The sequence below is a fragment of the Halomonas sp. genome (assembly GCF_034520545.1).
Lineage (GTDB): Bacteria > Pseudomonadota > Gammaproteobacteria > Pseudomonadales > Halomonadaceae > Halomonas.
In genome coordinates, this window is record NZ_JAXHNN010000014.1 from 1 (window position 1) to 24,929 (window position 24,929).

Annotated in this window: 21 protein-coding genes and 1 tRNA gene; 13 read left to right on the plus strand and 9 right to left on the minus strand. The window is 64.9% G+C overall.

The window, feature by feature from the left end; all coding sequences use genetic code 11:
- Window positions 1–383: 383 nt before the first annotated feature.
- Window positions 384–460: transfer RNA gene (locus tag U5L98_RS15100), tRNA-Ile, on the minus strand.
- Between the two features lie 158 nt (window positions 461–618).
- Between U5L98_RS15100 and U5L98_RS15105 the strand changes: the two genes are divergently transcribed.
- Window positions 619–801, plus strand: a complete 183-nt coding sequence (locus U5L98_RS15105) for a hypothetical protein (RefSeq protein WP_322559134.1) — start codon at window positions 619–621, stop codon at window positions 799–801.
- A 108-nt stretch (window positions 802–909) separates the two neighbouring features.
- On the plus strand, window positions 910–1,626 hold the full coding sequence (fhuF, locus tag U5L98_RS15110; RefSeq protein ID WP_322559135.1) for a siderophore-iron reductase FhuF: 717 nt from the start codon (window positions 910–912) through the stop codon (window positions 1,624–1,626).
- Here the strand turns inward: fhuF and U5L98_RS15115 are convergent.
- The 4 genes from U5L98_RS15115 to U5L98_RS15130 form a co-directional block, all read right to left on the minus strand.
- Entirely contained in the window at window positions 1,546–2,232 is a 687-nt protein-coding gene (locus U5L98_RS15115; RefSeq protein WP_322559136.1) for a mechanosensitive ion channel domain-containing protein, read from the minus strand. The genes fhuF and U5L98_RS15115 overlap by 81 nt on opposite strands.
- 33 nt (window positions 2,233–2,265) lie before the next feature.
- Window positions 2,266–2,400 carry a hypothetical protein gene (locus tag U5L98_RS15120; protein ID WP_322559137.1) on the minus strand — a complete coding sequence of 45 codons (135 nt, stop codon included), beginning with the start codon at window positions 2,398–2,400 and terminating at the stop codon, window positions 2,266–2,268.
- Window positions 2,401–2,460: 60 nt separating this feature from the next.
- Window positions 2,461–4,665, minus strand: a complete 2,205-nt coding sequence (locus U5L98_RS15125; RefSeq protein WP_322559138.1) for a TonB-dependent siderophore receptor — start codon at window positions 4,663–4,665, stop codon at window positions 2,461–2,463.
- Window positions 4,666–4,779: 114 nt separating this feature from the next.
- Window positions 4,780–6,585 carry an ABC transporter ATP-binding protein gene (locus U5L98_RS15130; protein WP_322559139.1) on the minus strand — a complete coding sequence of 602 codons (1,806 nt, stop codon included), beginning with the start codon at window positions 6,583–6,585 and terminating at the stop codon, window positions 4,780–4,782.
- Between the two features lie 146 nt (window positions 6,586–6,731).
- On the opposite strand from U5L98_RS15130, the gene U5L98_RS15135 reads away from it, so the two are divergent.
- The 11 genes from U5L98_RS15135 (at window position 6,732) to U5L98_RS15185 (ending at window position 19,159) form a co-directional block, all read left to right on the plus strand.
- Entirely contained in the window at window positions 6,732–7,502 is a 771-nt protein-coding gene (locus U5L98_RS15135; protein WP_322559140.1) for an ABC transporter ATP-binding protein, read from the plus strand.
- Window positions 7,495–8,379: an ABC transporter substrate-binding protein gene (locus U5L98_RS15140; RefSeq protein WP_322559141.1), complete on the plus strand. Its 885-nt coding sequence runs from the start codon at window positions 7,495–7,497 to the stop codon at window positions 8,377–8,379. The genes U5L98_RS15135 and U5L98_RS15140 overlap by 8 nt, the downstream gene beginning before the upstream one ends.
- Window positions 8,369–10,342 (plus strand): Fe(3+)-hydroxamate ABC transporter permease FhuB, encoded by a 1,974-nt coding sequence (gene fhuB / locus U5L98_RS15145; RefSeq protein WP_322559142.1) that lies wholly within the window; start codon window positions 8,369–8,371, stop codon window positions 10,340–10,342. The genes U5L98_RS15140 and fhuB overlap by 11 nt, the downstream gene beginning before the upstream one ends.
- Before the next feature lie 116 nt (window positions 10,343–10,458).
- Entirely contained in the window at window positions 10,459–11,031 is a 573-nt protein-coding gene (locus tag U5L98_RS15150; RefSeq protein WP_322559143.1) for a PRC-barrel domain-containing protein, read from the plus strand.
- A gap of 215 nt (window positions 11,032–11,246) precedes the next feature.
- Window positions 11,247–12,122, plus strand: coding sequence for an AEC family transporter (locus tag U5L98_RS15155; RefSeq protein ID WP_322559144.1), 876 nt, complete (start codon window positions 11,247–11,249; stop codon window positions 12,120–12,122).
- 136 nt (window positions 12,123–12,258) lie between these two features.
- Entirely contained in the window at window positions 12,259–13,398 is a 1,140-nt protein-coding gene (locus tag U5L98_RS15160) for a PQQ-dependent sugar dehydrogenase (RefSeq protein ID WP_322559145.1), read from the plus strand.
- 277 nt (window positions 13,399–13,675) lie between these two features.
- Window positions 13,676–14,947 (plus strand): glycine betaine/L-proline ABC transporter ATP-binding protein, encoded by a 1,272-nt coding sequence (locus tag U5L98_RS15165; RefSeq protein WP_322559146.1) that lies wholly within the window; start codon window positions 13,676–13,678, stop codon window positions 14,945–14,947.
- A 5-nt stretch (window positions 14,948–14,952) separates the two neighbouring features.
- Window positions 14,953–15,786 carry a proline/glycine betaine ABC transporter permease gene (locus tag U5L98_RS15170; protein ID WP_322559288.1) on the plus strand — a complete coding sequence of 278 codons (834 nt, stop codon included), beginning with the start codon at window positions 14,953–14,955 and terminating at the stop codon, window positions 15,784–15,786.
- 75 nt (window positions 15,787–15,861) lie between these two features.
- Complete coding sequence (locus U5L98_RS15175; protein ID WP_322559147.1) at window positions 15,862–16,734, plus strand: glycine betaine ABC transporter substrate-binding protein; 873 nt, start codon at window positions 15,862–15,864, stop codon at window positions 16,732–16,734.
- A gap of 265 nt (window positions 16,735–16,999) precedes the next feature.
- Entirely contained in the window at window positions 17,000–17,425 is a 426-nt protein-coding gene (locus U5L98_RS15180; protein ID WP_322559148.1) for a universal stress protein, read from the plus strand.
- Window positions 17,426–17,479: 54 nt separating this feature from the next.
- Window positions 17,480–19,159 carry a BCCT family transporter gene (locus U5L98_RS15185; RefSeq protein ID WP_322559149.1) on the plus strand — a complete coding sequence of 560 codons (1,680 nt, stop codon included), beginning with the start codon at window positions 17,480–17,482 and terminating at the stop codon, window positions 19,157–19,159.
- 103 nt (window positions 19,160–19,262) lie between these two features.
- Here U5L98_RS15185 and U5L98_RS15190 read toward each other — a convergent pair whose 3' ends face one another.
- The 4 genes from U5L98_RS15190 to U5L98_RS15205 all read right to left on the minus strand — a co-directional run bounded on the left by U5L98_RS15190 (window position 19,263) and on the right by U5L98_RS15205 (window position 24,783).
- Window positions 19,263–19,988: a 3'-5' exonuclease gene (locus U5L98_RS15190; RefSeq protein ID WP_322559150.1), complete on the minus strand. Its 726-nt coding sequence runs from the start codon at window positions 19,986–19,988 to the stop codon at window positions 19,263–19,265.
- Between the two features lie 7 nt (window positions 19,989–19,995).
- The gene (locus U5L98_RS15195; protein ID WP_322559289.1) at window positions 19,996–21,900 is read right to left on the minus strand and encodes a DUF294 nucleotidyltransferase-like domain-containing protein; all 1,905 of its coding nucleotides are present in this window, start codon (window positions 21,898–21,900) and stop codon (window positions 19,996–19,998) included.
- 152 nt (window positions 21,901–22,052) lie between these two features.
- On the minus strand, window positions 22,053–22,439 hold the full coding sequence (locus tag U5L98_RS15200) for a DUF4168 domain-containing protein (RefSeq protein ID WP_322559151.1): 387 nt from the start codon (window positions 22,437–22,439) through the stop codon (window positions 22,053–22,055).
- 145 nt (window positions 22,440–22,584) lie between these two features.
- Entirely contained in the window at window positions 22,585–24,783 is a 2,199-nt protein-coding gene (locus tag U5L98_RS15205) for a TRAP transporter large permease subunit (RefSeq protein ID WP_322559152.1), read from the minus strand.
- Window positions 24,784–24,929 lie beyond the last annotated feature (146 nt).

Sequence of the window (24,929 nt, forward strand, 5' to 3'; positions counted from 1 at the left end):
TCCCCGCCAGGAGAGCCGCCACAACGTAGATCTGAATCCGTGAGACCGGGATCTCAAAACGCTTCAAACCTGCTGATGGTGATGAGTGCCAGCCATCATCCACAGCGAGGGGGTGGCCACTAAGTGGCCGGGAGGGACGAGAAGGTCACGCGACGCAGCCCAACATCAATTCGGTTTCTGGTCGTCCGAAAGCTGGTGATGAGGCTGTTCGGGTGCATTTTCGCCAATCAGTACCGGCTTATCATCCTGCCAGACGACCGCATAGTGGCCAAGGCGACGCTTGCGCTCGAGGATTTCGGCAGCGGTAGCACGCAGACATTCCAGCATTTCCTGGTTATCGGGGGAGAGCTGCGTTATGGGAGAAACGATAACGAGGTAGTCATTGGTGGGCCCAGCTGGACTCGAACCAGCGACCAAGGGATTATGAGTCCCCTGCTCTAACCAACTGAGCTATAGGCCCTTGCAGCGGATGACGCCGAGCGGCGCCGCCGTATGATAGCGAATGGCGAAGGAAGTGACCATAGCCGGCCGCCCTTTGCTGGCCGAATCTTCCGCTGTGGCACTTCCTCACCCCCCGGCCGTGGTCTGCAGGTGGCCTGTCCTTGTGGAGATCGACCGGTGCAACTTCGCCCCTTCTGCCGTTTCCCTGCCATTGGCACTGCCCTGTTCGCCCTGCTGCTGGCCCTGCCGGCAACTGCCGCCTGGGAGCTGGACCCCGAGCGCTCTTGGGTGGCCGCCACCGTGGTGCAGATCGCCGACGAGGTACCGGTCCTTCTCGATGCCATGCTGGTGCGGCGCTGAGGGCCTGCTCCGGCAGGCCGTGGCCTTCCCATGATGTCCGCATCGCCCTTTATCGATAATGATTATTGTTTGTATAATAAGGCTTTCCACGTATCCGGTGGTCTCGACATGCCCTCTTCCCTGGCCCGGCTCTATGTCGGCCCTCTGCAGCACCTCGCCCCGCCGGCAATCGCGACCGTGGCGCCCGCTGGCATGCCGGCCCGAGAACTGCTCGAACCGGCCTATCTGGATACGCTGCTCGAGCGGTTCGGCGCCCAGTACCCCCAGGGCGACCGCCGGGCGGTGGCCTCGCTGTGGTCCAAATGGCACTTCAGCAGCCTCTGCGGCCACGGCCTGGCGGCCAACCTGCTGCTCAAGCGCGACCTGCCGCTGGGCCTGGACGAGCTCCATCTCCAGCAATCTCCCGAGGGACAGACCACCGGCCTGGTGCTGCGCCATGCCGGCCGCCCCCTGGCCGAGCTCGACCCCGCCTCTCGCTTCGCGACCCTGCTTGACGGCCACCTGACGCCACTGGTAGAGGCGCTGACCGCAGCCACCGGCGCTTCGCCCAAGGTGTTCTGGAGCAACGCCGGCAACTATCTCGAGTACTTCGCGGGCGCTCTTGTGGATCACCCCATGGCCTCGCCAGGACTTGCCGAACCGGCCCGGGAACTGATGGAGAGCCGCACCCTACCCGACGGCCGTCGCAATCCGCTCTATCGCCCGGTGCGTTACGTCCAGGGCGATGATGGTACCCCCCGGCGGCTACGCCGCCTGTGCTGCATCCGCTACCTGATCGACGACCTGGGTGTCTGCGGCAACTGCCCGCTGGAGTGCCACGTGTAACGTCGCCACCTCTTGCTCCAGTGCCGGCAGCACAGATCGCATGTCCACATCGGGCTCCAGGACGACGCAGACTTCGAGATACACCCACTTCTTGAAGAAGTTCTGGTTCTGGACCGGGGTGGTCAGGAAAACGCTGTTGGGAACCACGATGGTCTTGCCCGAGTATTCAAAGCGTCCCACGGGCCCGCCGATTTCCTGCAGGGTCGTTGCCAGCATGGTCTCGTCGACCACCTGGCCACGCAGGTTGCCAATCTCGACCCAGTCTCCAATCTCGAAAGGCTGGTTGACAACGCGCAGTACGGTGCCCGACAGACAGAGGATCAGCTCCTTGGTGGCGATAACTAACGCTACGGCGAAGGCGGTGATGGACAACGCGAAGGCATGCAGAGAAGGCAACCAGATCAACACCAGGCCGACCAGGGTGAGAACCACAGTGGCGTTCCGGATCCGGGCTAGCCACACGCGGCGCGAATCGGACAGAATCTCTTTCCGGCCGCGTATGACGCGCACCGCAAGGATGCGCAACGTGACGAGAACAGCCACCAGCGCTACCGAACTCACCCCGCGGTTGCTCAGCAGTTCCACCCATAAGGAATCCTCAGGCATGGCGGTTTGGCTCTCCTCCGTGCAGATCAATGGTCAGACATGACTTTGGCATAGCGACGCTGCGGCGTCGATCGGCGGAGCCGGCAGCGCCTTCAGCGTGTTCGTGGCCACCGCTATCATCACGGGCAGGTCGAAACCGAGCATGGCCGGCAAAAGGGCGATGCCCATAGCGAGACCTGCCTGGTCGTCGATGGCGGCCTTGAGGCTGACCGCCAGGTCCGATGAGCTTCAGTAGGTCCAGGTCAGGTTGGCCATCACATGGCGCGGGGCGCCTTGGAAGGCCTGGTCCCACTTGAGGCTGGTCAGGTACTTTTCATCGGTGACGTTGTTTACGTTCAGTGAACCGGTCAGGTTGTCGCTGAAGTCGTAGCTGGCCATCAGGTCGATCAGGGCATAAGCATCCTGGCGGGTCTTGCCATCGTCGAAGTCGCGTTCGCGCTCGATATCGTCCTGCCAGCGCAGACGTGCACCCACCTTGAGGGCGTCCAGGGCCGCCGGCCGATAGCTGGTGGTGGCACGCACCAGGTGGCGCGGGATGTAGGTGTTGGTGGCCTCGCCGTCGGCGTCCTCGATCTCCAGGTAGGTATAGCCGACGCTGGCCTGCCAGCCCGGGGCCAGCTCGCCGGCGAGCGTGGCCTCCACCCCCTCGCTGGTGATGCCGTCTCCGCCCGTATAGAAGGCGGTGCCATCGGGCCGAGTGCCTGCCGGCTGGGCCACGTTGTTCTGCTCGGTACGGAACAGTGCCAGCGAGGCATCGGCGCCGCCTTCGAACAGCTCGGCCTTGAGGCCCACTTCCTGGCTCACCCCGTCGACGGGGTCGAGATAGTCGCCGTTGCGGTCGATCTCGGTCTGGGGCTGGAATATCTCGGTGTAGCTGGCGTAGAGGGACGCCCGGTCGGTGACGTCATAGATCAGGCCGGCATAGGGGGTCAGAACCCGGTCGTGGTCACTGGCCTGGGAGACACCGTACTGCTCGCCGGTAGTGTCGGCCCAGCTCAGCCGGGCGCCGGCGACGGCGGTCCAACGCTCGGCGAGGTCCAGCTTGGCGGCGCCATAGAAGCTGCGCTCCTTGACCGTGGCATCGCCCTGGGTGGTCGGGTAGGCGATCCAGGCATCGGGTTCGGGGTAGGAACCGTTCCAGTCGTCCAGCGGCGGAAGCCCCTGGCCGCCCGCATCGAAGTCCGCCGTGGGGTAGCGGGACTCCTGCTGGTTGCGGCTCTGGCTCCAGTCCGTGCCCACCACCAGCTGGTGGCTGCGCCCGAAGGCATCGACGTCGCCCTTGGCATGCAGGTCGGCCACCCACTGCTCAAGGTGGCGGTCGTACTTGCTCAGGGTCAGCTGGTCGTCGGCGATGCGTCCTGTCGTGGCATCCGGCGTCCTGTAGATATAGAACAGTTGGGTGTCGGAGAGCATGTCCAGGTGGGTCAGCGTCCCCTTCAGCGACCAGCGATCGCCGAGTGCCTGCTGCACCTCGAGGAAGCTGCGCCGGGTCTCCACGTCCCAGTAGGACCAGTCCGGCGCGGATGATGTGCTGCGATCATAGTCGGTCGGGTTGCCGGCCGAGTCATAGAGCGGCAGCGAGCCCCACATATTGCCGTCGGTGTTGTTCTGCTGCCAGGTGTGGCCGAGGGTCACCAGAGTGCTGTCCGTAACATCGGCTTCCAGCACGCCGTAGAGCAGCCCTCGCTCGCGGCTCAGCCGGTCCAGGTAGGAGTCGCTCTCCATCCCCGCGGCCACCAGGCGCCCGCGAACGCGCCCCTCACCGTCCAGCGGCCCCGAAACGTCGGCCTCCAGGCGCCGCTGGTCCCAGGAGCCGACGCTCGCCGAGACCGAGGCCTGGGGTTCATAGGTGGGCCGCTTGCGCACGAAGTTGACCGTGGCCGCCGGATTGCCCGAGCCGGACATCAGGCCGGTCGCGCCCCGCACCACCTCCACCCGGTCATAGATCGCGGTGTCCACGTCGCCGTGTACGTTGTTGTAGGGCATCGGCACGCGCACCCCGTCGACCTGGAAGTTGGAGATCTCGAAGCCCCGCGCCGTGTAGTAGGTGCGATCCGTCTCGAGGCGCTCCACCGTCACCCCGGGTGTGCTCTCCAGGACGTCGTTGGTGGTATCGAGGTTGAAGTCCTCGATCTGCGCCCGGGTCACGGTCGAGACGGACTGGGGCGTTTCGCGAGGCGTGAGGTCAAGCCGCGTGGCGGTACTGGTGAGCGGGACCCGGTAACGCTCCGTGCCCTCGGTGATGACCGACAGGGCCTCGGCCTCGACGGTAAGGGTCTCCAGATCGGTGGTCGTATCCGGGGCTGTGGTTCCCTGCTGGGCCAGGGCAACCGGGGCGAGCAGCAGGCTGCCGGCGGCGGTCAGGCCCAGGCAGCCACGGATGGCGCGGGTCAACGGATGGATATCGCCGCGGCGGCGGGAAGGGAACGGCATGGTGGGACGAGCCTCGTGTCATGGATTCGAATAATTATGATAATGATTCGCATCACATTTAACAACGATGATTCACGCACCTCGTGACACTGGGCCATGCCGGCCCCAGTGCCGTCATGCCAGGGGAACGTCCGCCGCCTCGATCTCGCCGGTCTGCACCCGCCACTGGGCGGCATAGCGCCCGTTGCGTGCCAGCAGCTCGCCATGTGTGCCGCGCTCGACCACCCGACCGCCGTGGACCACGGCGATCTGGTCGGCATGGACGATGGTCGAGAGCCGGTGGGCGATCATGATCACGGTGCGCTGGTGGGCAATTCGCTTGAGAGAGCGCTGGATGGCCGCCTCGGTCTCGTTGTCCACGGCGCTGGTGGCCTCGTCCAGTACCAGGATCGGCGGGTCCTTGAGCAGCGCTCGGGCCAGCGAGAGGCGCTGGCGCTGGCCGCCGGAGAGGCGCACGCCGCGCTCTCCCACCGGGGTGTCGAGCCCCTGGGGCAGCGCCTGAATGAAGTCCCAGGCCTCCGCCGTCTGCGCCGCGGCGATGATGTCGGCATCCGGGGCGTCGGGGCGGCCGTAGGCGATGTTGTCGCGCACCGGGCCCTCGAAAAGATAGACGTCCTGGCTGACCAGGCCGATGGCACGGCGCAGCGAGGCCAGCTCGAGCTCGCGGACCGGCTGGTCGTCGATGCGGATCTCGCCCGCCTGGGGGTCGTGGAAGCGCAACAGCAGCTTGATCAGGGTCGACTTGCCCGAACCGGTGGCGCCGACCAGCGCCAGGGTATGGCCCGCCGGCACGTCCAGCTGAATATCACTCACGCCCTCGCCGCTGCCCGGGTAGCGGAAGCTCACTCCGGCGAAGGCCACCTCGCCACGCACCGGCTCGGCCAGCGCCCGCCCGCCGTCGTCACGCACCTGGATCGGCGTGGCCAGCAGGTCGAGGATGCGCCGCGTGCTGGCCATGGCACGCTCGAAGAGGTCGATCACCTGGGCCAGGCCGGTCAGCGGCCACAGCAGCCGCTGGGTGAGGAACACCAGCACACCATAGGCGCCAACGTTGAGATCGCCCTTGAGCGCCATCATGCCGCCCACGGTAAAGGTGGCCAGGAAGCCGGCCAGGATCGCCATGCGGATCACCGGGATGAAGGCCGAGCTGATGCGGATGGCCCGGCGATTGGCCTCCACGTAGGCTTCGCTGGCCTGGCGCAGCCGCTCGGCCTCGCGGGCCTCGGCGGTGAAGCTCTTGATGGTGGCGATGCCGGCCAGGTTGTTGGAGAGCCGGCTCGAGAGGTCGCCGACCCGCTCGCGCACCTCGGCGTAGAGGGGCCCGGCCTTGCGCTGGAAGTAGAAGGCCCCCCACACGATCAGCGGGATCGGCGTGAAGGCAAGCAGCGCGATCAGCGGCGAGAGCACGAAGAACACCGCCCCCACCGCCACCACGGTGACGCCGACCTGAATCATGGCGTTGGCACCGCCGTCCAGGAAGCGCTCGAGCTGGTTGACGTCGTCGTTCATGGTCGCCACCAGTTGGCCGGAACTGCGCGACTCGAAGAAGCCCATGTCGAGCCGCTGGGCATGCTCGTAAGCGTCCTGACGCAGGTCGGCCTGCAGCCGTTGGGCGAGGTTGCGCCACAGCACCTGGAAGAGGTACTCGAACAGCGACTCCCCGACCCAGATGAAGAAGGTCAGCGCCCCCAGGATCAGGATCTGTTCCCGGGCCGACTCGAAGCCCAACCCCGCCACGAAGCTCTGCTCCTGGTTGACCACCACGTCGATGGCCACACCGATGAGGATCTCCGGGGCGATGTCGAACAGCTTATTGATGACCGAGCAGGCGCTGGCGGCGATGATCCGGCGGCGGTAGCCGCGGGCATAGCGCAGCAGGCGCGCCAGGGCCCGGAAGCTGGAGGTGGTGGCGTCTGGCATGGTGAACGGGGTCCTGAGCAATGAAACGCCACAGCATACCGATTAGATGGCCGCGCCGAAACGGATCATATTGATAACCATTATCACCGGAGGTAAGGTAGCGCCCACTTCCGCCCCATCCGGGGCCCGCCGAAGGAGCGACCTGCATGTTCGAACTGCGCGGAGCCGGTTTCAGCGTCGCCGACCAGTCGCTGCTCGCCGCCACCGACCTGACCCTCGAGGGCGGCCAGGTGCACGGCCTTATCGGCCATAACGGCTCGGGCAAGTCGACCCTGCTCAAGCTGCTGGCGCGCCAGCAGCCGGCGAGCCGGGGCGAGCTGCACTTCGCCGGTCGCCCCCTGGCCCGCTGGGGTCATCGCGAGTTCGCCCGTCGGGTGGCCTACCTGCCCCAGCAGCTGCCCGCCACCGAGAACCTGCTCGGCCACGAGCTGGTGGGCATGGGCCGCTACCCCTGGCGGGGCCTGCTGGGTCGCCACACCCGCGAGGACGCGGCGGCCATCGAACGGGCCATCGGCGCGACCCACACCGAGGCCTTCGCCGACCGCCTGGTCGATACCCTCTCCGGCGGCGAGCGCCAGCGGGTCTGGCTGGCCATGCTGCTGGCCCAGGGCAGCGACTTCCTGCTGCTCGACGAGCCCCTCGCCGCGCTGGACATCGCCCACCAGGTGGAGATGCTGGCGCTGATCCGCCGGCTCAGCCAGACGCTGGGGCTCGGCGTGGTGATCGTCCTCCATGATATCAACATGGCGGCGCGCTATTGCGACCACCTGATCGCCCTGCAAGGCGGGCGCGTGCTGACCCGGGGCACCCCGGCCGAGCTGATGGAGGAGGCCACCCTGGAGGCGATCTACGGCATCCCCATGCGAGTAATGCCGCATCCCGCCAGCCAGCATCCGGTCGCCCTGGTCCATGCATAACGTGCCCGCCTGCCGGCTTCGCGGCGTCCTCGCCGTGCTGCTTGTGTCCCTGACCCTGGTGCCGATACCTCGCGCCCTGGCCCAGCCGGCCATTGCCACCCTCGACTGGACCCTGGCCGAGACCCTGGTGGCGCTGGGCGCCACGCCGGCCGGCGTCGCCCAGGTCGATGCCTACCATGCCTGGGTGAGCGCGCCGCGCCTGCCCGCCGCGACCGTCGATCTCGGCCTGCGCAGCCAGCCCAACCTGGAGCTGCTGGCGAGCCTCGCGCCCGAGCGCATCCTGATCTCGCCGATGTTCGCCAACCTGGCACCGCGCTTGTCGCGCATCGCCCCGGTGACGACCCTGCCGCTCTACACCCCGGGGCGCGAGACCTGGCCCCAGCTACGCGAGCTGACCCGCGAGGTGGGTCGCCTGGCCGAGCGGGAAGCGGCCGCCGAGCGGCTGATCACCAAGACAGAGGAGCGCCTGGAAGCCCTGCGCCGTCGGCTGCCCGCGCAAGTGCCGCCGCTGCTTGTGGTGCAGTTCATGGACGAACGCCATGTAAGAGTGTTCGGCGCGGGCGGCCTCTACCAGGCCGTGATGGCACGCCTGGGGCTGGACAACGCCTGGCGCGGCGAGACCAACGCCTGGGGCTTCTCGCTGGTGGGCATCGAGCAGTTGGCCGGCCTTGAGGCGCAACTCGTGGTGGTCGAACCCTACCCGGTGGGCGTCGAGGCGGCGCTGGCCGACAGCGGCCTCTGGCAGCAGCAGCCCAGCGTGCGCGACGAGGCCCTGATCACCCTGCCGCCAGTGTGGAGCTTCGGCGCCCTGCCCTCGGCGCAACGCTTCGCCGATCACCTTGTCACCGCGCTGGAGGACACTGCCCATGGCGACTGAGGCTGTCCGCCGCAGCGCGCCAGCGCTGGTCTGCCTGCTGCCGGGCCTGGCGCTGCTGGCCCTGGTGCTGGTGTCGCTCGTCGAGGGCGGAGTGGTCGAGGGCCTGCGGGCACTGGCCACGGTGACGCCGGAGAATGCCGAGGCATTGGTGCGCCACTACAGCTGGTGGCCGCGCCTGGCCATGGCGCTGCTGGCCGGCGGCGGGCTGGCCTTGGCCGGGGTGCTGATGCAGCAGGTGCTGCGCAACCCGCTGGCCGCGCCCACCACCCTGGGGGTGGCCAGCGGCGCCAACCTGGCGCTGATGGCCGCAACCCTGCTCGCCCCGGGCCTGCTGCTGGCCGGGCGCGAATGGGTGGCCCTGGCCGGCGGCGGCGGTGCCATGGCGTTGGTCTTCGCGCTGACCTGGCGCCGCGGCCTCTCCCCGGCGGTGGTGGTGCTCGCCGGCCTGGTGGTCAATCTCTACGCCGGGGCCCTGGGCATGGTGCTGCTGCTCTTCCACCAGGAGACCCTCAAGGGGCTGCTGATATGGGGCGCCGGCTCGCTGGCCCAGAACGGCTGGGGCGACGCCGCTTTCCTGGCCCCGCGGCTGCTGCTGGGCGGCCTGGCGGCCTGGCTGCTGTTGCGGCCGCTGACGGTACTCGAACTCGACGACGCCAGCGCCAGGAGCCTGGGCGTCTCGCTGAAGCACCTGCGCCTGGCGGGGCTGGGCCTGGCGGTCTTCCTCACCGGCTGCGTGGTCAGCGTGGTAGGGGTGGTCGGCTTCATCGGCCTGGCGGCGCCCAATATCGTGCGCTTGGCCGGCGCGCGCCGCCTGGGGCCACGGCTTTTCTGGTCGACGCTGCTCGGCGCCCTGCTGCTGGCCACCACCGACCTGCTGCTGCAGCGCTTCGCCGGCACCCTGCCCACCTTGATCCCTACCGGAGCCACCACCGCCGCCCTGGGGGCGCCGCTGCTGCTGTGGCTGATTCCCCGGCTGCGCCTCGAGGCCGGCCGGCCACCTGCCGCCACGGCTCTGGCGCCGCGCCATCCCGCTCCCGGGCGTCTGGCCGCGAGACTGGCCCTGGGCCTCGCCGCCGCGACACTGCTCGCCCTGCTGCTGGGCCAGGCGGCCGGCGGCTGGTTCGCCACTATTGATGAGGCGGTGCTGGCGTGGCGCTGGCCGCGACTGCTGGCCGCCGCAGGCAGCGGCGTCATGCTGGCCATCGCCGGCACCCTGATCCAGCGCGTCACCGCCAACCCCATGGCCAGCCCCGAAGTACTGGGCATCAGCGGCGGCAGCGCCATCGCCCTGATGGCGGCACTCTTCCTGCTGCCTGCCCCCGGCAACCTGACCCTGGTCGCCGCCGGCACAATGGGGGCGCTTGCCAGCCTGGCGGTGCTGGTCCTGCTCAACCGGCGCAGCGGCTTCGTACCCGAGCGGCTGCTACTCAGCGGCGTGGCGATCACCGCGCTGTTCGATGCCGTGCGCGCCATCGTGCTGGCCGGCGGCGACCCCCGCGGCCAGCAGGTCATCGCCTGGCTCTCGGGCTCCACCTACTACGTCGATCCCGTCAGCGCGACGGTCGTCGCGGGGCTCGCCGTGGTGCTGGCACTGGCGGCTCGCCCCTTCGCCCGCTGGCTGGACATCCTGCCACTGGGCACCGCCACGGCCGCGGCGCTGGGGGTGCGTGTGGAGCGCGCGCGGCTGGCGCTGCTGCTGCTGGTCGCGCTGCTGACCGCCTGCGCCACCCTGGTGGTGGGCCCGCTCTCCTTCGTCGGCCTGCTGGCCCCCCATATGGCGCGGCTGGCGGGCTTCTCCCGGGCCCGCGCGCATCTGCTGGGGGCCGCGCTGATCGGCGCCCTGCTGATGGTGCTGGCGGACTGGCTGGGCCGCCAGCTGCTGTTTCCCGCGGAGATACCCGCCGGCCTGGTCGCCTCGTTGCTGGGCGGCGCCTACTTCATGTGGGGCCTGAGACGCCGATGACCGGCCTGCTGCGAGTCGACCATTGAACTCGCCGGCCGTTGACCACACTAACCGAGTGAGGCGTCGACAGGCGCCACCGATCACATGGACCTTCACGGGTCACAAGGAGTGAACGCATGGCCCAACGCAAACCGCTCAATCACGCCATCAAGCAGGCCACCCTCGGGGCGCTGATCGCCGGCGGCCTGGCCGTCTCCGGCAGCGCCATCGCCCAGCCCCAGGGCCTCTACTCGGCCGACGAACTGCTCGATGCCAGTGTCTATGCCACGTCCAGCAGCGACCAGATAGGCGAGGTGGAAGACATCCTGCTCGACAATGACATGCAGGTTCGTGCCCTGGTCATCGATACGGGCAATCTGCTCGACTTCAAGGGCGAGCAGCATTTCGTTATCGAATCCGAAAAGTTCAGCGTCGAGACCCAGGATGGCAACAGCCTGGAGGAGATCGAGTATCGGGTGAATGTCGATCTGAGCGAGGAAGAGATCGCCCAGCAGCCGCAATACACCAACGAATGGTGGGAGAATGCCCGTCAAGTTGCCCAGCGAGCCTGGGAGGACACCAAAGAGGGCGCCGCCAGCGCCTGGGAGACCACCCAGGAGGGGGCATCACGGGCCCTGGACCGCATCGGCGAGGCCCTGGAGAACGTCGGCCAACGCACCCAGGAGGCCGCCGACCGCTCCTCCGAGTGATGCCGAAATCACTATCCCCCCGCCAAGCCCGGTCATCGACCGGGCTTTTTGCTGGGTGCTCCCTGCGCGTCATCTATGAAAGCGCTGGCGTTTCAATCCTTGGCCCTGGGGCGTGCCGGGGCTTTTCATGCCGGCGAGGCGCCTGAGTTGCCCCAAGGGGCCAGCATTCATGACAATACGCGGCTTTCCCCCACCGCCACGCAAGGACGTCGCCCATGCTCGCCGAACTCTTCGCCGTGATGGCACCCGTGCTCACCGGGGCGGGGCTCGGTTTCGCCTGGGTGCGTCTCGGCCACGACTTCCCGGTGGCCTTCGTTACCCGGCTGGTGTTCAACATCGGGACCCCGGCCCTGGTGATCGCCTCGCTCGCCGGCGCCGAGATCGACGCCGGCAGCTTCGGGCGCACCATGCTGGCCACGGCGCTGGTGCTCACCGCCATGGCCGGCCTGGCCTTCCTGCTGGCTCGGCTATTGGGCAAGGACTGGCGGGTGCTGCTGGCCCCCACCATGTATCCCAACACCGGCAACATGGGTCTGCCGGTGGTGCTCTATGCCTTCGGCAACGCCGGCTTCGTGTACGGCATCACCGTGATGGTCACGGTCTCGCTGTTTCAGTTCACCCTGGGCACCGTCATGGCAAGCCACGGTAACCCGCTGAAGGCGCTGGCGAGAACACCGGTGGTCTATGCCATTTTGATCGCCCTGTGGCTGCTGCTCACCGATACCGACCTGCCACTCTGGCTCGCCAACAGCGTCGATCTGATCTCGGGTTTCACGGTACCGCTGATGCTGATCACCCTGGGCGTCTCGCTGGCGAGCATCCAGGTGAGGAGCCTGAAGTCCGGCATCGGCTTCAGTGTGTTGCGCACCCCGTTGGCCGCCGGAGTCGCCTGGAGCATTGGCACCCTGCTGGCGCTAACGCCCATGGCGCTGGCCATCCTGGTGCTGCAGATGAGCATGCCGGTGGCGGTGTTCAACTACCTGTTCGCCCAGCGGGCAAAGCGTGAGCCCGAGTACACGGCGAGCCTGGTCTTCTGCTCGACGCTGCTATCGCTGATCTACCTGCCGATCCTGCTGGCGATCCTGATGTAGCCCACAGCCCGGCGATGAACCGGCGGGGAACACCGCTATCCCGGTAGAGTCCTTGTGTAAGGTCTTTGCGTAGAGTCCTTGTGTAGAGTCCTTGTGTGGAGCCCTATCCGAGAACAACCTTCGAGGGAGAAACCGCATGCACACACCACGTCACGCACTTTCGACTGCCCTGCTGCTGGGCGGTGCGCTGATCACCGGCCCGGGTATGGCCGCCGAGGTGGTCGAGGAGCGCATCGCCACCGACCACCTTGAGCTGCGCCTGGAGCGTGTGGCCTCCGGTCTCGAGCACCCCTGGTCGGCAGCCGAGTTACCCGACGGCCAGTGGCTGGTCACCGAACGCCCCGGCCGCCTGGCACGGGTCAACGAGGATGGCGAGGTCACCCGCCTGTCGGGTCTCCCCGAGGTTTCCACGCGTGGCCAGGGTGGCCTGCTCGATATCAGCCTGCACCCCGACTACACAGAAGGCAGCGACTGGGTCTACTTCACCTGGAGCCAGGCCCGCGGTGGCGTCAGCGCCACCACCCTCTCCCGCGCAAGGCTCGAGGGCGACAGACTGGTTGATGTGAAGGAACTCTTCGTCCAGGACCGCTTCTCCCGGCCGGGCCGCCACTATGGCTCACGGCTGGCGTGGCGGGACGACGGCACTTTGTTGATGACCATCGGCGAACGCGGCAGCCCCGAGCGCGCCCAGGATCTCGGCGACCATGCCGGCAGCGTTCTGCGCCTGACCCAAACCGGCGGCGTCCCCGACGATAACCCCTTCGTCGGCGACGGGAACGCCTTGCCCGAACTCTTCACCTACGGCAACCGTAACCCCCAAGGGCTGGTAGTGAGTGCCGACGGCACCGCCTGGTCCACCGAACACGGCCCGCGCACCGGCGACGAGCTCAACCGCCTCGAGGCCGGGGTCAACTACGGCTGGCCCCAGGTGAGCCGCGGCAACGACTACGCCACCAACCTGCCCATCGGTCTCGACAGCGCCCCCGGCATGCGCGACCCCGTGCATGTCTTCGAGGGACGCTTCGCCCCCTCGGGCCTGGCCCAGGTAACCGGCGACGCCTTTCCCGAGTGGGAGCACGACCTGCTGGCCGGCGGCCTGGCCAGCGAGAAGCTGGTACGCCTCGCCCTGGACGGCGATGAGGTGATCGAGCGCGAGGTGATCCTTGAGGGCGAAATCGGCCGCATCCGCGACTTGCGCCAGGGTCGTGACGGCGCCCTCTACCTGCTCAGCGACCATGCCGATGGAGGGCTATATCGCCTGGCTCCCGCCGATTAGCCACGACGAGGGCCGCTGCAGACGCGGCCTATCGCGGGTCGAGAAGTTGTCAGATTCGACATGAAGCTCACCCTTGCGCCATCCTCCACGGCTTGGGTACCTCGCGCTTTAACTTGAATGGTCATTCAAAAAAAGCTAGGGTAGGATTCACTCCATCGTCATCCGATGCCGCTGTCAACGCTGCAGTGATGCATCGTGACGCCGTGTTTTATGTCACGACACTCGACCCTTCGGCGCTACCCGCACCACGACGGGGAGCCGACAAAAGGCAGAGCCAATGAACGAAAACCGAAACGTCAAGATTCGGGTACGCAACCTGAGCAAGGTCTTCGGCAACCAGCCGAAGAAAGCGCTCGAACTGCGCGAACAGGGGCTGAAGCGCCCCGAAATTTTCGAAAAGACCGGCCTGACGCTGGGTCTTTCGAACATCGACTTCGATGTCTATGAAGGGGAACTGCTGGTGATCATGGGGCTGTCCGGCTCAGGCAAGTCGACCCTGATCCGCTGCCTCAACCGCCTGATCGAGCCCACCGAGGGCGAGATCGTCATCGATGGCGAGAACATCCCGGCCCTCAGCGAAAAGGAATTGCTGGAGTGCCGCCGCCGTCACTTCTCCATGGTCTTCCAGAACTTCGCACTCTTCCCCCATCGCACGGTGCAGCAGAATGCCGAGTTCGGCCTGGAGATTCGCGGCGTGGACAAGGCAGAGCGGACCAAGGTCGCGCGCGATGCCCTCCACCATGTCGGCCTGGACGGCTGGGAAGATGCCTACCCCAATCAGCTCTCGGGCGGCATGCAGCAGCGGGTGGGGCTCGCCCGGGCACTGGCCAACGACGCCACGGTGCTGCTGATGGACGAAGCCTTCTCGGCGCTGGACCCCCTGATTCGCGGCGACATGCAGCAGGAACTGCTCGAACTTCAACATCGCATGCAAAAGACCACGGTGTTCATCACCCATGATCTGGACGAGGCGATCAACATCGCCGACCGCATCATCCTGCTCAAGGATGGCGAGATCGTGCAGATTGGCTCGCCGGAAGAGATCCTTACCCATCCCGCGGACGAATACGTGGCCCGCTTCATCGAGGGAGTCGACATGTCTCGAATCCTCACCGCCGAACATGCCATGCGCCCGGTGCGTGCCACGGCCCGTGAGGAAGATGGCCCGCGTACCACCCTGCGCAAGATGAATGAAAACGGCATCGACTCCATCTACGTCACGACCCGCGATCGCAAACTGATGGGCCTGGTCGAGGTGAACGCGGTGGAGCAGGCCGTAAAGGAGGGCAAGGAGAGCATTCGCGACTTCATGACCCAGGACTTCCGGAGCGTCGGTCCCGACGAGCCGCTACACAACCTCTTCGCCATGTTCAGCGAGAAGAGCTTCCCCATCGCCGTGATCGACGACAACCGCAAGCTGTTGGGCGTGGTGGTCAAGGGCGCCGTTCTCGACGAACTCGCCCGGGCCGCCGAGCCCAACAAGATGCTCGACGACACGAATGGGAACGAAGACGCGAGCGAGACCATGGCAGCGGCAGGAGACGCATGATGGCTATCGAGATTTCAAGCATTCCGCTGGGCGATTGGATCGAGGGCGGCCTCGACTGGCTGACCAGCGAATACTCCGTTGTCACCCGCGCGATCTCGCGGGTGACCCAGACCGGCATCGATGTCCTCAACGAGGGCCTGATGTGGCTGCCGGAGTGGGGCCTGCTGGCGATCGTCGTCGCGCTATGCTGGTGGGTGGCAAATCTTCGCCTCGGCATCGGTGCCGCCCTCGGCCTGGCACTGATCTGGAACCTGGGCCTCTGGGAGCCGATGATCGAGACCCTCACCCTGGTGGTGATCGCCACCCTGGTGGCAGTGGTATTCGCGCTGCCGGTGGGTATCGCCGCCGCGCTCTCGGAACGGCTCTACAAGACGATCATGCCGATTCTGGACTTCATGCAGACGATGCCGGCATTCGTCTACCTGATCCCGGCGATTCCCTTCTTCGGCATCGGCTCGGTATCGGCGATCTTCGCCACGGTGATCTTCTCCATGCCGCCGGCGATTCGCTTCACCACCCTGGGCATCCGCCAGGTACCGGTGGAGCTGATCGAGGCCGCCGACGCCTACGGCGCCACCCGCAGCCAGAAGTTGTTCAAGGTGCAACTGCCGATGTCGCTGCCTACGGTAATGGCCGGCATCAACCAGACCATCATGCTGGCACTCTCCATGGTAGTGATTGCAGCCATGATCGGTGCCGATGGGCTGGGCAGCGAAGTCTGGCGCGCCATCCAGCGACTGCGCCCGGGCGACGGCTTCGAAGCCGGTATCGCCGTGGTGATTCTGGCAATGCTGCTCGACCGCGTGACCCAGTCACTGCGCAAGGGCCGAAGAACCTGAACATTTAGGCGACTCCTTGAATTTACCAGGCGTTACCTCCAGTGTGGTCATTGAACTTCAATTAAAGGGAACACGATGAAAAAGCATCCGCTGAACCGTCGCATCCATCTCGCCAGCCTCGCCGTGGCCGTTGGCGCTGCGCTCACCGCCGGTGCCGCCCAGGCGCAGGACAAGGGCAACGTGCACCTCGCCTACGTGGAATGGGCCTCCGAGGTCGCCTCCACCAACGTGATGCGCGCCGTGCTGGAGCAGGAAGGCTTCGAGGTCGACATGACCTCCCTCTCCGCTGCCGCCATGTGGCAATCCGTGGCCACCGGCGATGCCGATGGCATCGTCGCTGCCTGGCTGCCCACCACCCACGCCGACTACATGGAGCGCGTGGGTGATGAGGTCGTCGACCTCGGGCCCAACCTGGACGGCACCAAGCTCGGCCTGGTGGTCCCGGCCTACAGCGACGTCGATTCCATCGCCGATCTCAATGCTCATGCCGACGCCTTCAACGGCGAAATCATCGGTATCGATCCGGGCGCCGGCATCATGGGCCTGACCGAAGACGTGGTCGACGCCTACGACCTCGAGCTTCGTCTGCGTAGCGGCAGCGGCGCTACCATGACCGCCGCACTGGACAACGCCATCAAGAATGAGGAAAACGTCGTGGTCACCGGCTGGACGCCGCACTGGAAGTTCGCGCGCTGGGACCTCAAGTACCTCGAAGATCCCAAGAACGTCTATGGCGGCGCCGAGCAGATCCACACCATCGTCCGTGAAGGCTTCGAGGAGGATATGCCGGAAGCCTATGCCATTCTGGATGCCTTCGAGTGGACCCCCGAGCAGATGGGCGAAGTCATGCTGATGAACCAGCAGGAAGACTCCGATCCCTACGAGAACGCCAAGCAGTGGGTCGCGGACAATCAGGACGTGGTTCAGCAATGGCTGCCAGAGTCGTAAAGGCGTAACAAGCCTCGCGATGATCGCGAGGCTTTCTGCCTCAAAGTCAGGGGGCCACCGAAAAGTGGCTCCCTTTTTTGATTGGCGCTTTGCGACACCCGCGCCTCTTGACACGACAGGTTAGCTGTAATTCTTAACCAGGATCAGTAGTATGGCGACGCAAGCCGCTCAGTGCCGCCGTTGAATCCTGGCCTGGCAAGCTGTCGCAGAACGACCACAATGCACTGAGGCGCTGCACCTCTGCGGCCAACAAGGAGATACAGGCATGTTCCACAAGATCATGGTGCCGGTCGATCTGGCACATCTCGATGTGATAGAGCCGGCACTGGAAAAGGTGGCGGACCTTGCTCGCCACTACGATGCCGAAGTCTGCTATGTGGGCGTTACGTCCAATGCGCCGAGTAGCGTGGCGAGAACCCCCCAGGAATACGCGCAGAAGCTCGAGGCCTTTGCAAAGGAACGGGCCGAGGCACATGGTCAGCCGGTCAGCACCAAGACGATCAACAGCCCCGATGTGATCGCCGATCTCGATGACATCCTGATCAAGGCCATCGATGAGGTCGGCGCCGACCTGGTCGTCATGCCGACCCATCCACCCAAGCACCTGGACGTCATCATGCCGTCCCACGGTGGCAAGGTGGCCAGCCATACCAAAGCCTCGGTATTCCTGATCCGACCCTCAGACGCCTAATACTGATGAGCTTACCGACGAAATCCAACCCGATGACAGCAAGGGAGATGTCTCGTGGCTAAAGATCCTCAAGATCAAGACGAGAAACCCCAGGAGCCTAACACCGGCTCCGAGGGCATTCCCGCCCCGCAGGGGGCGGCAAACCTCATTGATACCGACTACGTGATCGGTCAGGACAACATCACAACGACCAAGTTTGGCGTTGACTTGGACCTGCACGGCAAGGTCTTCCTCTTCTCCTCGATCGTGATCCTGCTGTTCGTGATCCTGACGCTGGCGCTGCAGGATCAGATGGAGCCGATCTTCAACAGCATGTTCAGCTTCCTGACCACCAACCTGGGCTGGTTCTTCATTCTTGGCGCCAACGTCTTCGTGGTCCTGGCGCTAGTACTGATCTTCACCCCCATGGGCAAGGTGCGCATTGGCGGCGCCGATGCCACGCCGGACTTCGGCTATCTGGGCTGGTTCTCGATGCTGTTCGCCGCCGGCATGGGCATCGGGCTGATGTTCTATGGCGTGTCGGAACCGCTGGGCCACTACGGCACCGCCTTTGGTGGTATCAGCATGGGCGAGGATGGTGTACGCACCGACTGGGCGCCGCTGGGTGCTGCTGCGGGAGACCAGGCCGGCGCCATTGACCTGAGCATGGCCGCCACCATCTTCCACTGGGGGTTTCACCCCTGGGGTGCCTACGCCATCGTCGGCCTGTCGCTGGCGATCTTCGCCTTCAACAAGGGCCTGCCGCTGACCATGCGCTCGATCTTCTATCCCATTCTGGGAGAGCGGATCTGGGGCTGGCCCGGGCACGTGATCGACATCCTGGCGGTGTTCGCCACCCTGTTCGGCCTGACCACCTCGCTGGGCATCGGCGCCACCCAGGCGGCCGGGGGCCTCGAGTATCTGTTCGGCATCCCCGCCGGCGATATTACCCTGGTGTTTCTGATCATGGGGATTACCCTCGTGGCCCTGGGCTCGATCATGCTCGGCGTGGACAAGGGCGTGCAGCGCCTCTCCCAGTTGAACATGGTGCTCGCCGCCCTGCTGCTGCTGTTCGTGATTGCCGTGGGTCCGACGCTGATGATCGCGACCGGCATCGTCGAGAATCTGGTTGGCTACGTGACCCACCTCCCGGCATTCTCCATGCCGTTTGGGCGCGAGGACGCCAACTTCAGCCAAGGCTGGACGGCCTTCTACTGGGCCTGGTGGATCGCCTGGTCGCCCTTCGTCGGCATGTTCATTGCCCGCGTCAGCCGCGGCCGTACCGTGCGTGAGTTCCTGATCTCGGTGCTGCTGGTGCCGACCATGGCCTCGGTGGTGTGGATGACCGCCTTCGGTACCACGGCCATCGACCAGGTGGTCAATAACGGCATCACCGAGGTGCAAGATGCCGCGCTGGAGCTGCAGCTCTTCACCATGCTGGAGTACCTTCCGCTGACCGCCATTACCTCCTTTGTCGGTATCACACTGGTGATCGTGTTCTTCATCACCTCCTCGGACTCCGGTTCGCTGGTGATCGACTCGATCACCGCCGGCGGCAAGGTGGATGCTCCCAAACCACAGCGCATCTTCTGGGCGCTGATCGAGGGGGCGCTAGCCATCGCGCTGCTGCTCGGCGGCGGGCTCGCCGCGCTGCAGACGGCCGCCCTCACCACCGGGTTGCCGTTCACCCTGGTGCTGCTGGTAGGCTGCTACGGCATCGTCAAAGGCCTGATGAGCGAGCCACGAGCCAAATAGTGGCAACGTTCATGCCGGCGCTAGAGGTGCCGGCCCGCAACCAGGAAGGCGGCCCAAGGGCCGCCTTCCTGGTTTTCGTTTATCCACTTCCCAGATACGGCCTTCAGCTCCAGAGAGCCCTCAGCGGGGTCTCAGGGCTGTAGTGGTGAGCCACCTGGGCCTGTAGCAGTTCGGCTGTGGCCAGTGCATCGCTCAGCGCATGATGCCCCGAATAGGGGGGCAGACCGTAACGCGCGCGGCTGTCGTAGAGGCGAATGGACGCTGGCGGCCGGCCGATCCAGCGCCTGAAGCGGGCCAGCATCGACTGGCGGTGGATGCGCGCCTCCAGCGACATCGTGTCGATCACCGGAAACATCACGCCCTCTCCCACCCGCGCCTTCACTGCGGCGTCCAGAAAGGGGCGCTCGATATGGCGAAAATGCACCACAACCAGACGACCCGCCAGGGCCTCGAGCAGTTCGTCCAGAATCTCGTCGAGGTCCGGAGCCTTGGCGATATCCGCATGGGTGATGTGATGGAAGGTCACCGATGTACCACTGAGCGGCCGTGGGGGGCGCAGAACCCAGTGATGACGACGCGCCAGAGCGATGCGTCCCAAGGTGAAGGGCACCACGCCGATGCTGACGATCGCGTGCTGCCGCTCGTCCAGGCCGGTGGTCTCCATGTCCATGGCCACCATCGGCACCTCGCCGATAGGGGTATCGGGGTCTGGCAGGCCGGCGGAGAAATAGCGAGCCAGGCGTGGGTCTCTGGCCGTTTCGGCGCGGCCAGCCAGATAATCCGGCCAGCCCGGCTTGGGAGGTGACGCTCGCGGACGCAGACGAATCATGGCCATCTCAGCGGGACCGTGACGGCATGGGGTAACGGAACTTGAGAAACTTCTGGGCGTTGCTCAACACCTGGAAGGCATCCTTGAGGTTGTGACGTTCAGTATCGGAGACGCTCTCGGGTTCAATGTTGTTGTCCGGGATCCGCTCGTGCTCGATATCGATCACATGGTGGCGGATACGAGATATCGACAGGAACTCGTGAGCGTAGCGCAGCTTCTGACTCACCCCGGTGGCCAGCAGCTGGGTTCGGTCGATGTCGTCGAGTCGTGCGAAACTGTTCTGGGCCCGCGAACCGCAGGCCAGGGCATGCACACGGATCAGATCGGTCATCGGCGCCGTACCGCGGCGCTTGAGGTTGATGGAGTTGTTCTGCTTGCCATCCTTCTCCATCACGAAGGTCCGGAAGAAGCCCAGCGGCGGGGTGCGGTTCAGGGCATTGCGGGCCATGGCGGCCAGGAACAGCGGGCTCTTCGGGGCACGGCTGGCCACCAGGTCCTGAAGCTCCTCGACGAAGGCATTCTCACCGTAGACGGCATCCAGATCGAAGAAGATCGAGCTATGCAACAGACGCTCCGGGGAAGGATTATCGATCCACTCCTGGAAGTACTGTTTCCACACCGAGAGGGGCTGCCGCCAGCGGGCATTGGTGGCCATGATATCGCCCTTGCAGTAGGGGTAACCGCAGGCATCGAGGCCGTCGCTGACCCGCTGGGCCAGCTTGAGAAAATAGGCGTCGTGGCGCTCAGGGTCGAAGTCGTCGGCGAGTACCAGGGCATTGTCCTGGTCGGTGACGATGGACTGCTCGTTACGGGCCATGGAGCCGTTGACCATGAAGCAGTAGGCTACCGGCGGAGGGCCCAACTCGTCCTCGGCCAGTTCCAGCAGCCGGCGCGTAAAGCTGCGCCCGATAGTGGAGAGCGCGCTGCCCACCATGCGCGAGTCGGCACCCTCCTCGACCATACGCACGAAAGCGGCACGCGCGTCGATCGTCAGCCGCGCCAGCCCCTCGACGCTGGACTGGTGAAAGATATTGCTCACCAGGTAGAGGCTGCTGCCGGTCTCGTAGCGAATGATGTCGGAGAGATGGACGATGCCCACGGGATGGCGACGGTACATTACCGGCAGGTGATGGATATTGTTGCGCAGCATGCACAGCATCGCCTCGTGCACCGACTCATCGGACTGGATGGCGATCAAGCGCTTGCCTATCACCTCCCCCACCGGTGTCTCGGGGGGGCGTCCCTCGGCGACAACGCGTTTGCGGAAGTCGCTGTCGGTGAGGATGCCCCGCACCTGCCAGTAGCGATCCTGGCTGTCGCGGAACGTGTAGCGAGGAGCATCCGCGGGAGCATCGAGTACCAGCACCGCCGATGCTCCGGAGTCGGTGATCTGACGAGCGGCCTCTTGCACCGTGCTGGACGCCTCGACCATCACCGGATAACGCGTCAGCAGCTTGCGCACCCGGGTGATCATCATGTCGCTGTTCTTCTTGTGCTCCTTGACCGTGGACTCCAGGCGCGGGCGTTCGAGTTCGACGAAGTCGGCAAAATTGTCATCGGCCTCGCAGAGCCGCTGAAAGACGGCCTCGGGGATGAAGTAGATCAGGCTGTCTTCCATGGCTTGGGCCGGGAAGCGGGCACGATGATTCCGCAGCAGGCTGAAGTGGCCGAAGATATCGCCCTCACTCAGGCGGTTGTAGAGTTCGCCGCCGCGACGATAGACCTCAACCGCCCCGCTGCGGATATAGCAGAACTCGTGAACCTCCTGATCGAGCACCAGGATATCGCTACCGGCCTTGAAGTAGGCCACTTCCACGCTGCCGGCCACCTCGTCGAGCAGCTCATCGGACAGGCCCTCGAAGGGTGGAAAACGCGCCAGGTGCTGGCGGATCTCAAGCAGTTCCACATCCATGCGTCGCGCTCCCACCCGTATCATGTAGTGCCACCAGTCTGGAATGCCCGCGCGAGGGTGTAAAGAGGCTGAGCTGGCTGCCAGACGCAACGAGGGCCACCCCGTGGAGTGGCCCTCGTCTGACGGTTGCTGTGTCGGAAATGAGGCCGGTCTTACGACTCGGCCATTTCCTGCACGCGCTGCATCATCTCCGGGTCCTGCTGGATAGCCTGGCCGATGGCATTGAAGGTATCCACTTCAAGACCGCTGTTCTGGACAGCCTTGACCATCTCGTCGTTAGCTTCCTTGCGAACGTCCTGCTGGGCCTGCTCACCTTCTGCCGCCTGCAGTTTCTGGGTGTACTCCTGGGAGATCACGGCAATCTCCTGAGAAGCATCGGCGAACATCTGGAGCTGGTCGTCGGAAAAGTCTTGGGCTGGCGCTTGAGCCTGTCCTGTGGCAGCCGAATCCTGGCTCTGCTGTGTTTCCTGAGCTTGTACAGTGGCAAACAGGCCGAGAGAGAGAAGTGCGGCCGAGAACAGAGCAGTCATCCTTTGCATGAATACCTCCAAGGTGTTGCATTGGGAATGTGCTCCCCTGTGACGCCAGGCGTCACGGCGAGTTCACAGCGTGTAGTAACAGGTTGTAAAAAAGCGCTCCCCGCAGGGAGCACCTTCAATACCTCAACGGTTAAAGCAGCTGACGTCAACCATAGGCCAGGTTGGGCAGCCAGGTGACCAGCGCCGGGAAGAGGATGACCAGCAGCAATCCCAGCGCCTGGATGCCCAGGAAGGGAAAGGCAGAGCGGAAAATCTGGGCCATGGTAATGTGCGGCGGACAGACACCCTTGATGTAGAAGAGCGCATAGCCGAACGGCGGGCTGAGGAAGGACATCTGCATGTTGACCAGGTAGATGACGCCGAACCACAGCGAGACATCGGTGGCATCGACGCCAGGCAGCCCGAACAAGCCGTCGAAGGAGAGCCCCTGGATCAGCGGCACGAAGATCGGCACCGCCAGCAGCAGGATCCCCACCCAGTCGAGGAACATCCCAAGGGCCACCAGCAGTACCATCATCAGCAGCAGTACCGCATAGGGGCCAAGACCCGCGCCGGAGATCAGCTCCTGCACGAAGGTCTGGCCGCCCTGCAGGATGTAGAAGCCGACGAAGATGCTGGCGCCAAATATGATCCACATCACCATCGCCGAGGCCACCAGGGTGCTCATGCAGGCGGCATGCAGGTTGGGCCAGGTCAGGCGCTTGTGCATGGCCGCCACCACCAGCGCGCCGAAGGTGCCAATACCGGCAGCCTCCACCGGTGTGGCGATACCGGTAAAGATGATACCCAACACCAGGATCACCAGAATTATCGGTGCCAGCATCTTGCGAAGAATGCGCAGCTTCTCTTTCATGTCGACCCGGTCGTCGACCGGCATCGGCGGCGCCAGCTTGATGTTCAGGGTGCCTCGCATCCAGCAGTAGAAGCCGTACATGAAGGCCAGCAGCAGACCGGGAATCAGCGAACCCAGGTAAAGCTCGCCCACCGACTGCTGGGCGATCACGCCATAGATGATGGCCAGGATCGAGGGCGGGATCAGGATGCCCAGGGTTCCACCCGCCATGATCGAGCCGATGGCGATTTCCGGATCATAGTTACGCTTGAGCATCGCCGGCAAGGCGATCAAGCCCATGGTCACCACTGCGGCACCGATCACGCCGACCATGGCGGCCAACAGCGTGGAGGCAATGATGGTGGCGATGGCCAGCCCCGCCTTGAGGCCGCCCATCCACTTGTAGACGACATCGAACAGCTCCTCGATGATGCCGGCCTTCTCCAGCACCGAGGCCATGAAGATGAACAGCGGAATGGCAGAGAGCTGGTAATTGGTCATCATCGGGAAGATGCGCGAGGGCATCAGGTTGAGCATGGCCTGGTCGCCGATCGTATAGAGGAAGACCACCCCCAGACCACCGGTGACGAAGGCCAGCGGCAGGCCAGCCACCAGCACCACCATCAGTGAGCCGAACATCACCAGCGTCAAGGCACCGATGCCCACGGAGCCAAGGCTGCCCGAGATGCTACCCGCCAGACTCTCGTAGTCAGTCACCGCGATATTGACCATCTCAAAAAATAGCCAGCCCGCCAGTAATACGGCGATGACCAGCAGCACGCGGGCGAAGGTCCTACTACCCTCATGCAGGCGCCAGTGATAGCGATACGCTTGGGCATCACGAATCAGCTGGCCAAACCCCTGGAGCAGTAGCAGCACAGCGCCGAAGAAGAGCATGAACTTCACCGGATAGAACTGGATGGCCCATTCGGTGAAGGAGGTCTCATTGGCGTAGCTCGAGCCGAAGAAGTACGCGTCGCTCACCGACTGGGAGAAGAACTTCCAGCCGGTCGTCAGCAGGGCGATGGTGAAGATGAAGAAGAAGATCGAGGTCAACAGATCCAGCGCCGCCCTATTAAGGGGTTTGGCGCGCTGGTAGAGGATGTCGACACGCACATGTCCGCCTTCCCGCAGGGCATAGGCGCCGGCTATCAGGTACTGCATGCCGAACATCAGGGTCATCGATTCATGAGCCCAGTTGGTCGGCGAATTGAAGGCGTAGCGCACCAGCACTTCGTAGGTGAAGATGAAGGGGGCGATCAGCGCCCAATACGCCACGTAGCGGCCGGAAAACCCCGAAAGACGGTCGACAACGTTAGTGAACAGATTACCGGGGGGCTGATAGGCCACCTCGACCTCTTGGCCAGGCGGCACCTCGGCGGTGTCGCCACCGTCGATGGTCCCGCCCCGTCGAAAACTGCGATCGACGAAGAACATCACCACCAGCGGCAACACCAGCAGCACCGACCAGTAGAGCCAGTGCGGAAGAACGAATTCAATATCAAGATTCATGGGCACTCCTCCGCGACACCATCGCTTCCCGGCGATGGCTACGGATCATCAAGTCGACGGGATGCGGGATTAGTAAGTGGTTACCCTACCCAAACCGGGTGTTGCGGCCCATGGCCCACAACACCCGGTCTGGTCGTGCAGGTGGA

Excerpts from the sequence above, each read along its gene's own strand:
- U5L98_RS15165 (WP_322559146.1), top strand. The coding sequence starts at position 13,676 with ATGAACGAAAACCGAAACGTCAAGATTCGGGTACGCAACCTGAGCAAG.
- U5L98_RS15175 (WP_322559147.1), top strand. The coding sequence starts at position 15,862 with ATGAAAAAGCATCCGCTGAACCGTCGCATCCATCTCGCCAGCCTCGCC.
- U5L98_RS15135 (WP_322559140.1), top strand. The coding sequence starts at position 6,732 with ATGTTCGAACTGCGCGGAGCCGGTTTCAGCGTCGCCGACCAGTCGCTG.
- U5L98_RS15205 (WP_322559152.1), bottom strand. The coding sequence starts at position 24,783 with ATGAATCTTGATATTGAATTCGTTCTTCCGCACTGGCTCTACTGGTCG.
- U5L98_RS15115 (WP_322559136.1), bottom strand. The coding sequence starts at position 2,232 with ATGCCTGAGGATTCCTTATGGGTGGAACTGCTGAGCAACCGCGGGGTG.
- U5L98_RS15120 (WP_322559137.1), bottom strand. The coding sequence starts at position 2,400 with ATGGGCATCGCCCTTTTGCCGGCCATGCTCGGTTTCGACCTGCCCGTG.
- fhuB (WP_322559142.1), top strand. The coding sequence starts at position 8,369 with ATGGCGACTGAGGCTGTCCGCCGCAGCGCGCCAGCGCTGGTCTGCCTG.
- U5L98_RS15150 (WP_322559143.1), top strand. The coding sequence starts at position 10,459 with ATGGCCCAACGCAAACCGCTCAATCACGCCATCAAGCAGGCCACCCTC.
- U5L98_RS15195 (WP_322559289.1), bottom strand. The coding sequence starts at position 21,900 with ATGGATGTGGAACTGCTTGAGATCCGCCAGCACCTGGCGCGTTTTCCA.
- U5L98_RS15180 (WP_322559148.1), top strand. The coding sequence starts at position 17,000 with ATGTTCCACAAGATCATGGTGCCGGTCGATCTGGCACATCTCGATGTG.
- U5L98_RS15190 (WP_322559150.1), bottom strand. The coding sequence starts at position 19,988 with ATGATTCGTCTGCGTCCGCGAGCGTCACCTCCCAAGCCGGGCTGGCCG.
- U5L98_RS15140 (WP_322559141.1), top strand. The coding sequence starts at position 7,495 with ATGCATAACGTGCCCGCCTGCCGGCTTCGCGGCGTCCTCGCCGTGCTG.
- fhuF (WP_322559135.1), top strand. The coding sequence starts at position 910 with ATGCCCTCTTCCCTGGCCCGGCTCTATGTCGGCCCTCTGCAGCACCTC.
- U5L98_RS15130 (WP_322559139.1), bottom strand. The coding sequence starts at position 6,585 with ATGCCAGACGCCACCACCTCCAGCTTCCGGGCCCTGGCGCGCCTGCTG.
- U5L98_RS15200 (WP_322559151.1), bottom strand. The coding sequence starts at position 22,439 with ATGCAAAGGATGACTGCTCTGTTCTCGGCCGCACTTCTCTCTCTCGGC.
- U5L98_RS15160 (WP_322559145.1), top strand. The coding sequence starts at position 12,259 with ATGCACACACCACGTCACGCACTTTCGACTGCCCTGCTGCTGGGCGGT.
- U5L98_RS15125 (WP_322559138.1), bottom strand. The coding sequence starts at position 4,665 with ATGCCGTTCCCTTCCCGCCGCCGCGGCGATATCCATCCGTTGACCCGC.
- U5L98_RS15155 (WP_322559144.1), top strand. The coding sequence starts at position 11,247 with ATGCTCGCCGAACTCTTCGCCGTGATGGCACCCGTGCTCACCGGGGCG.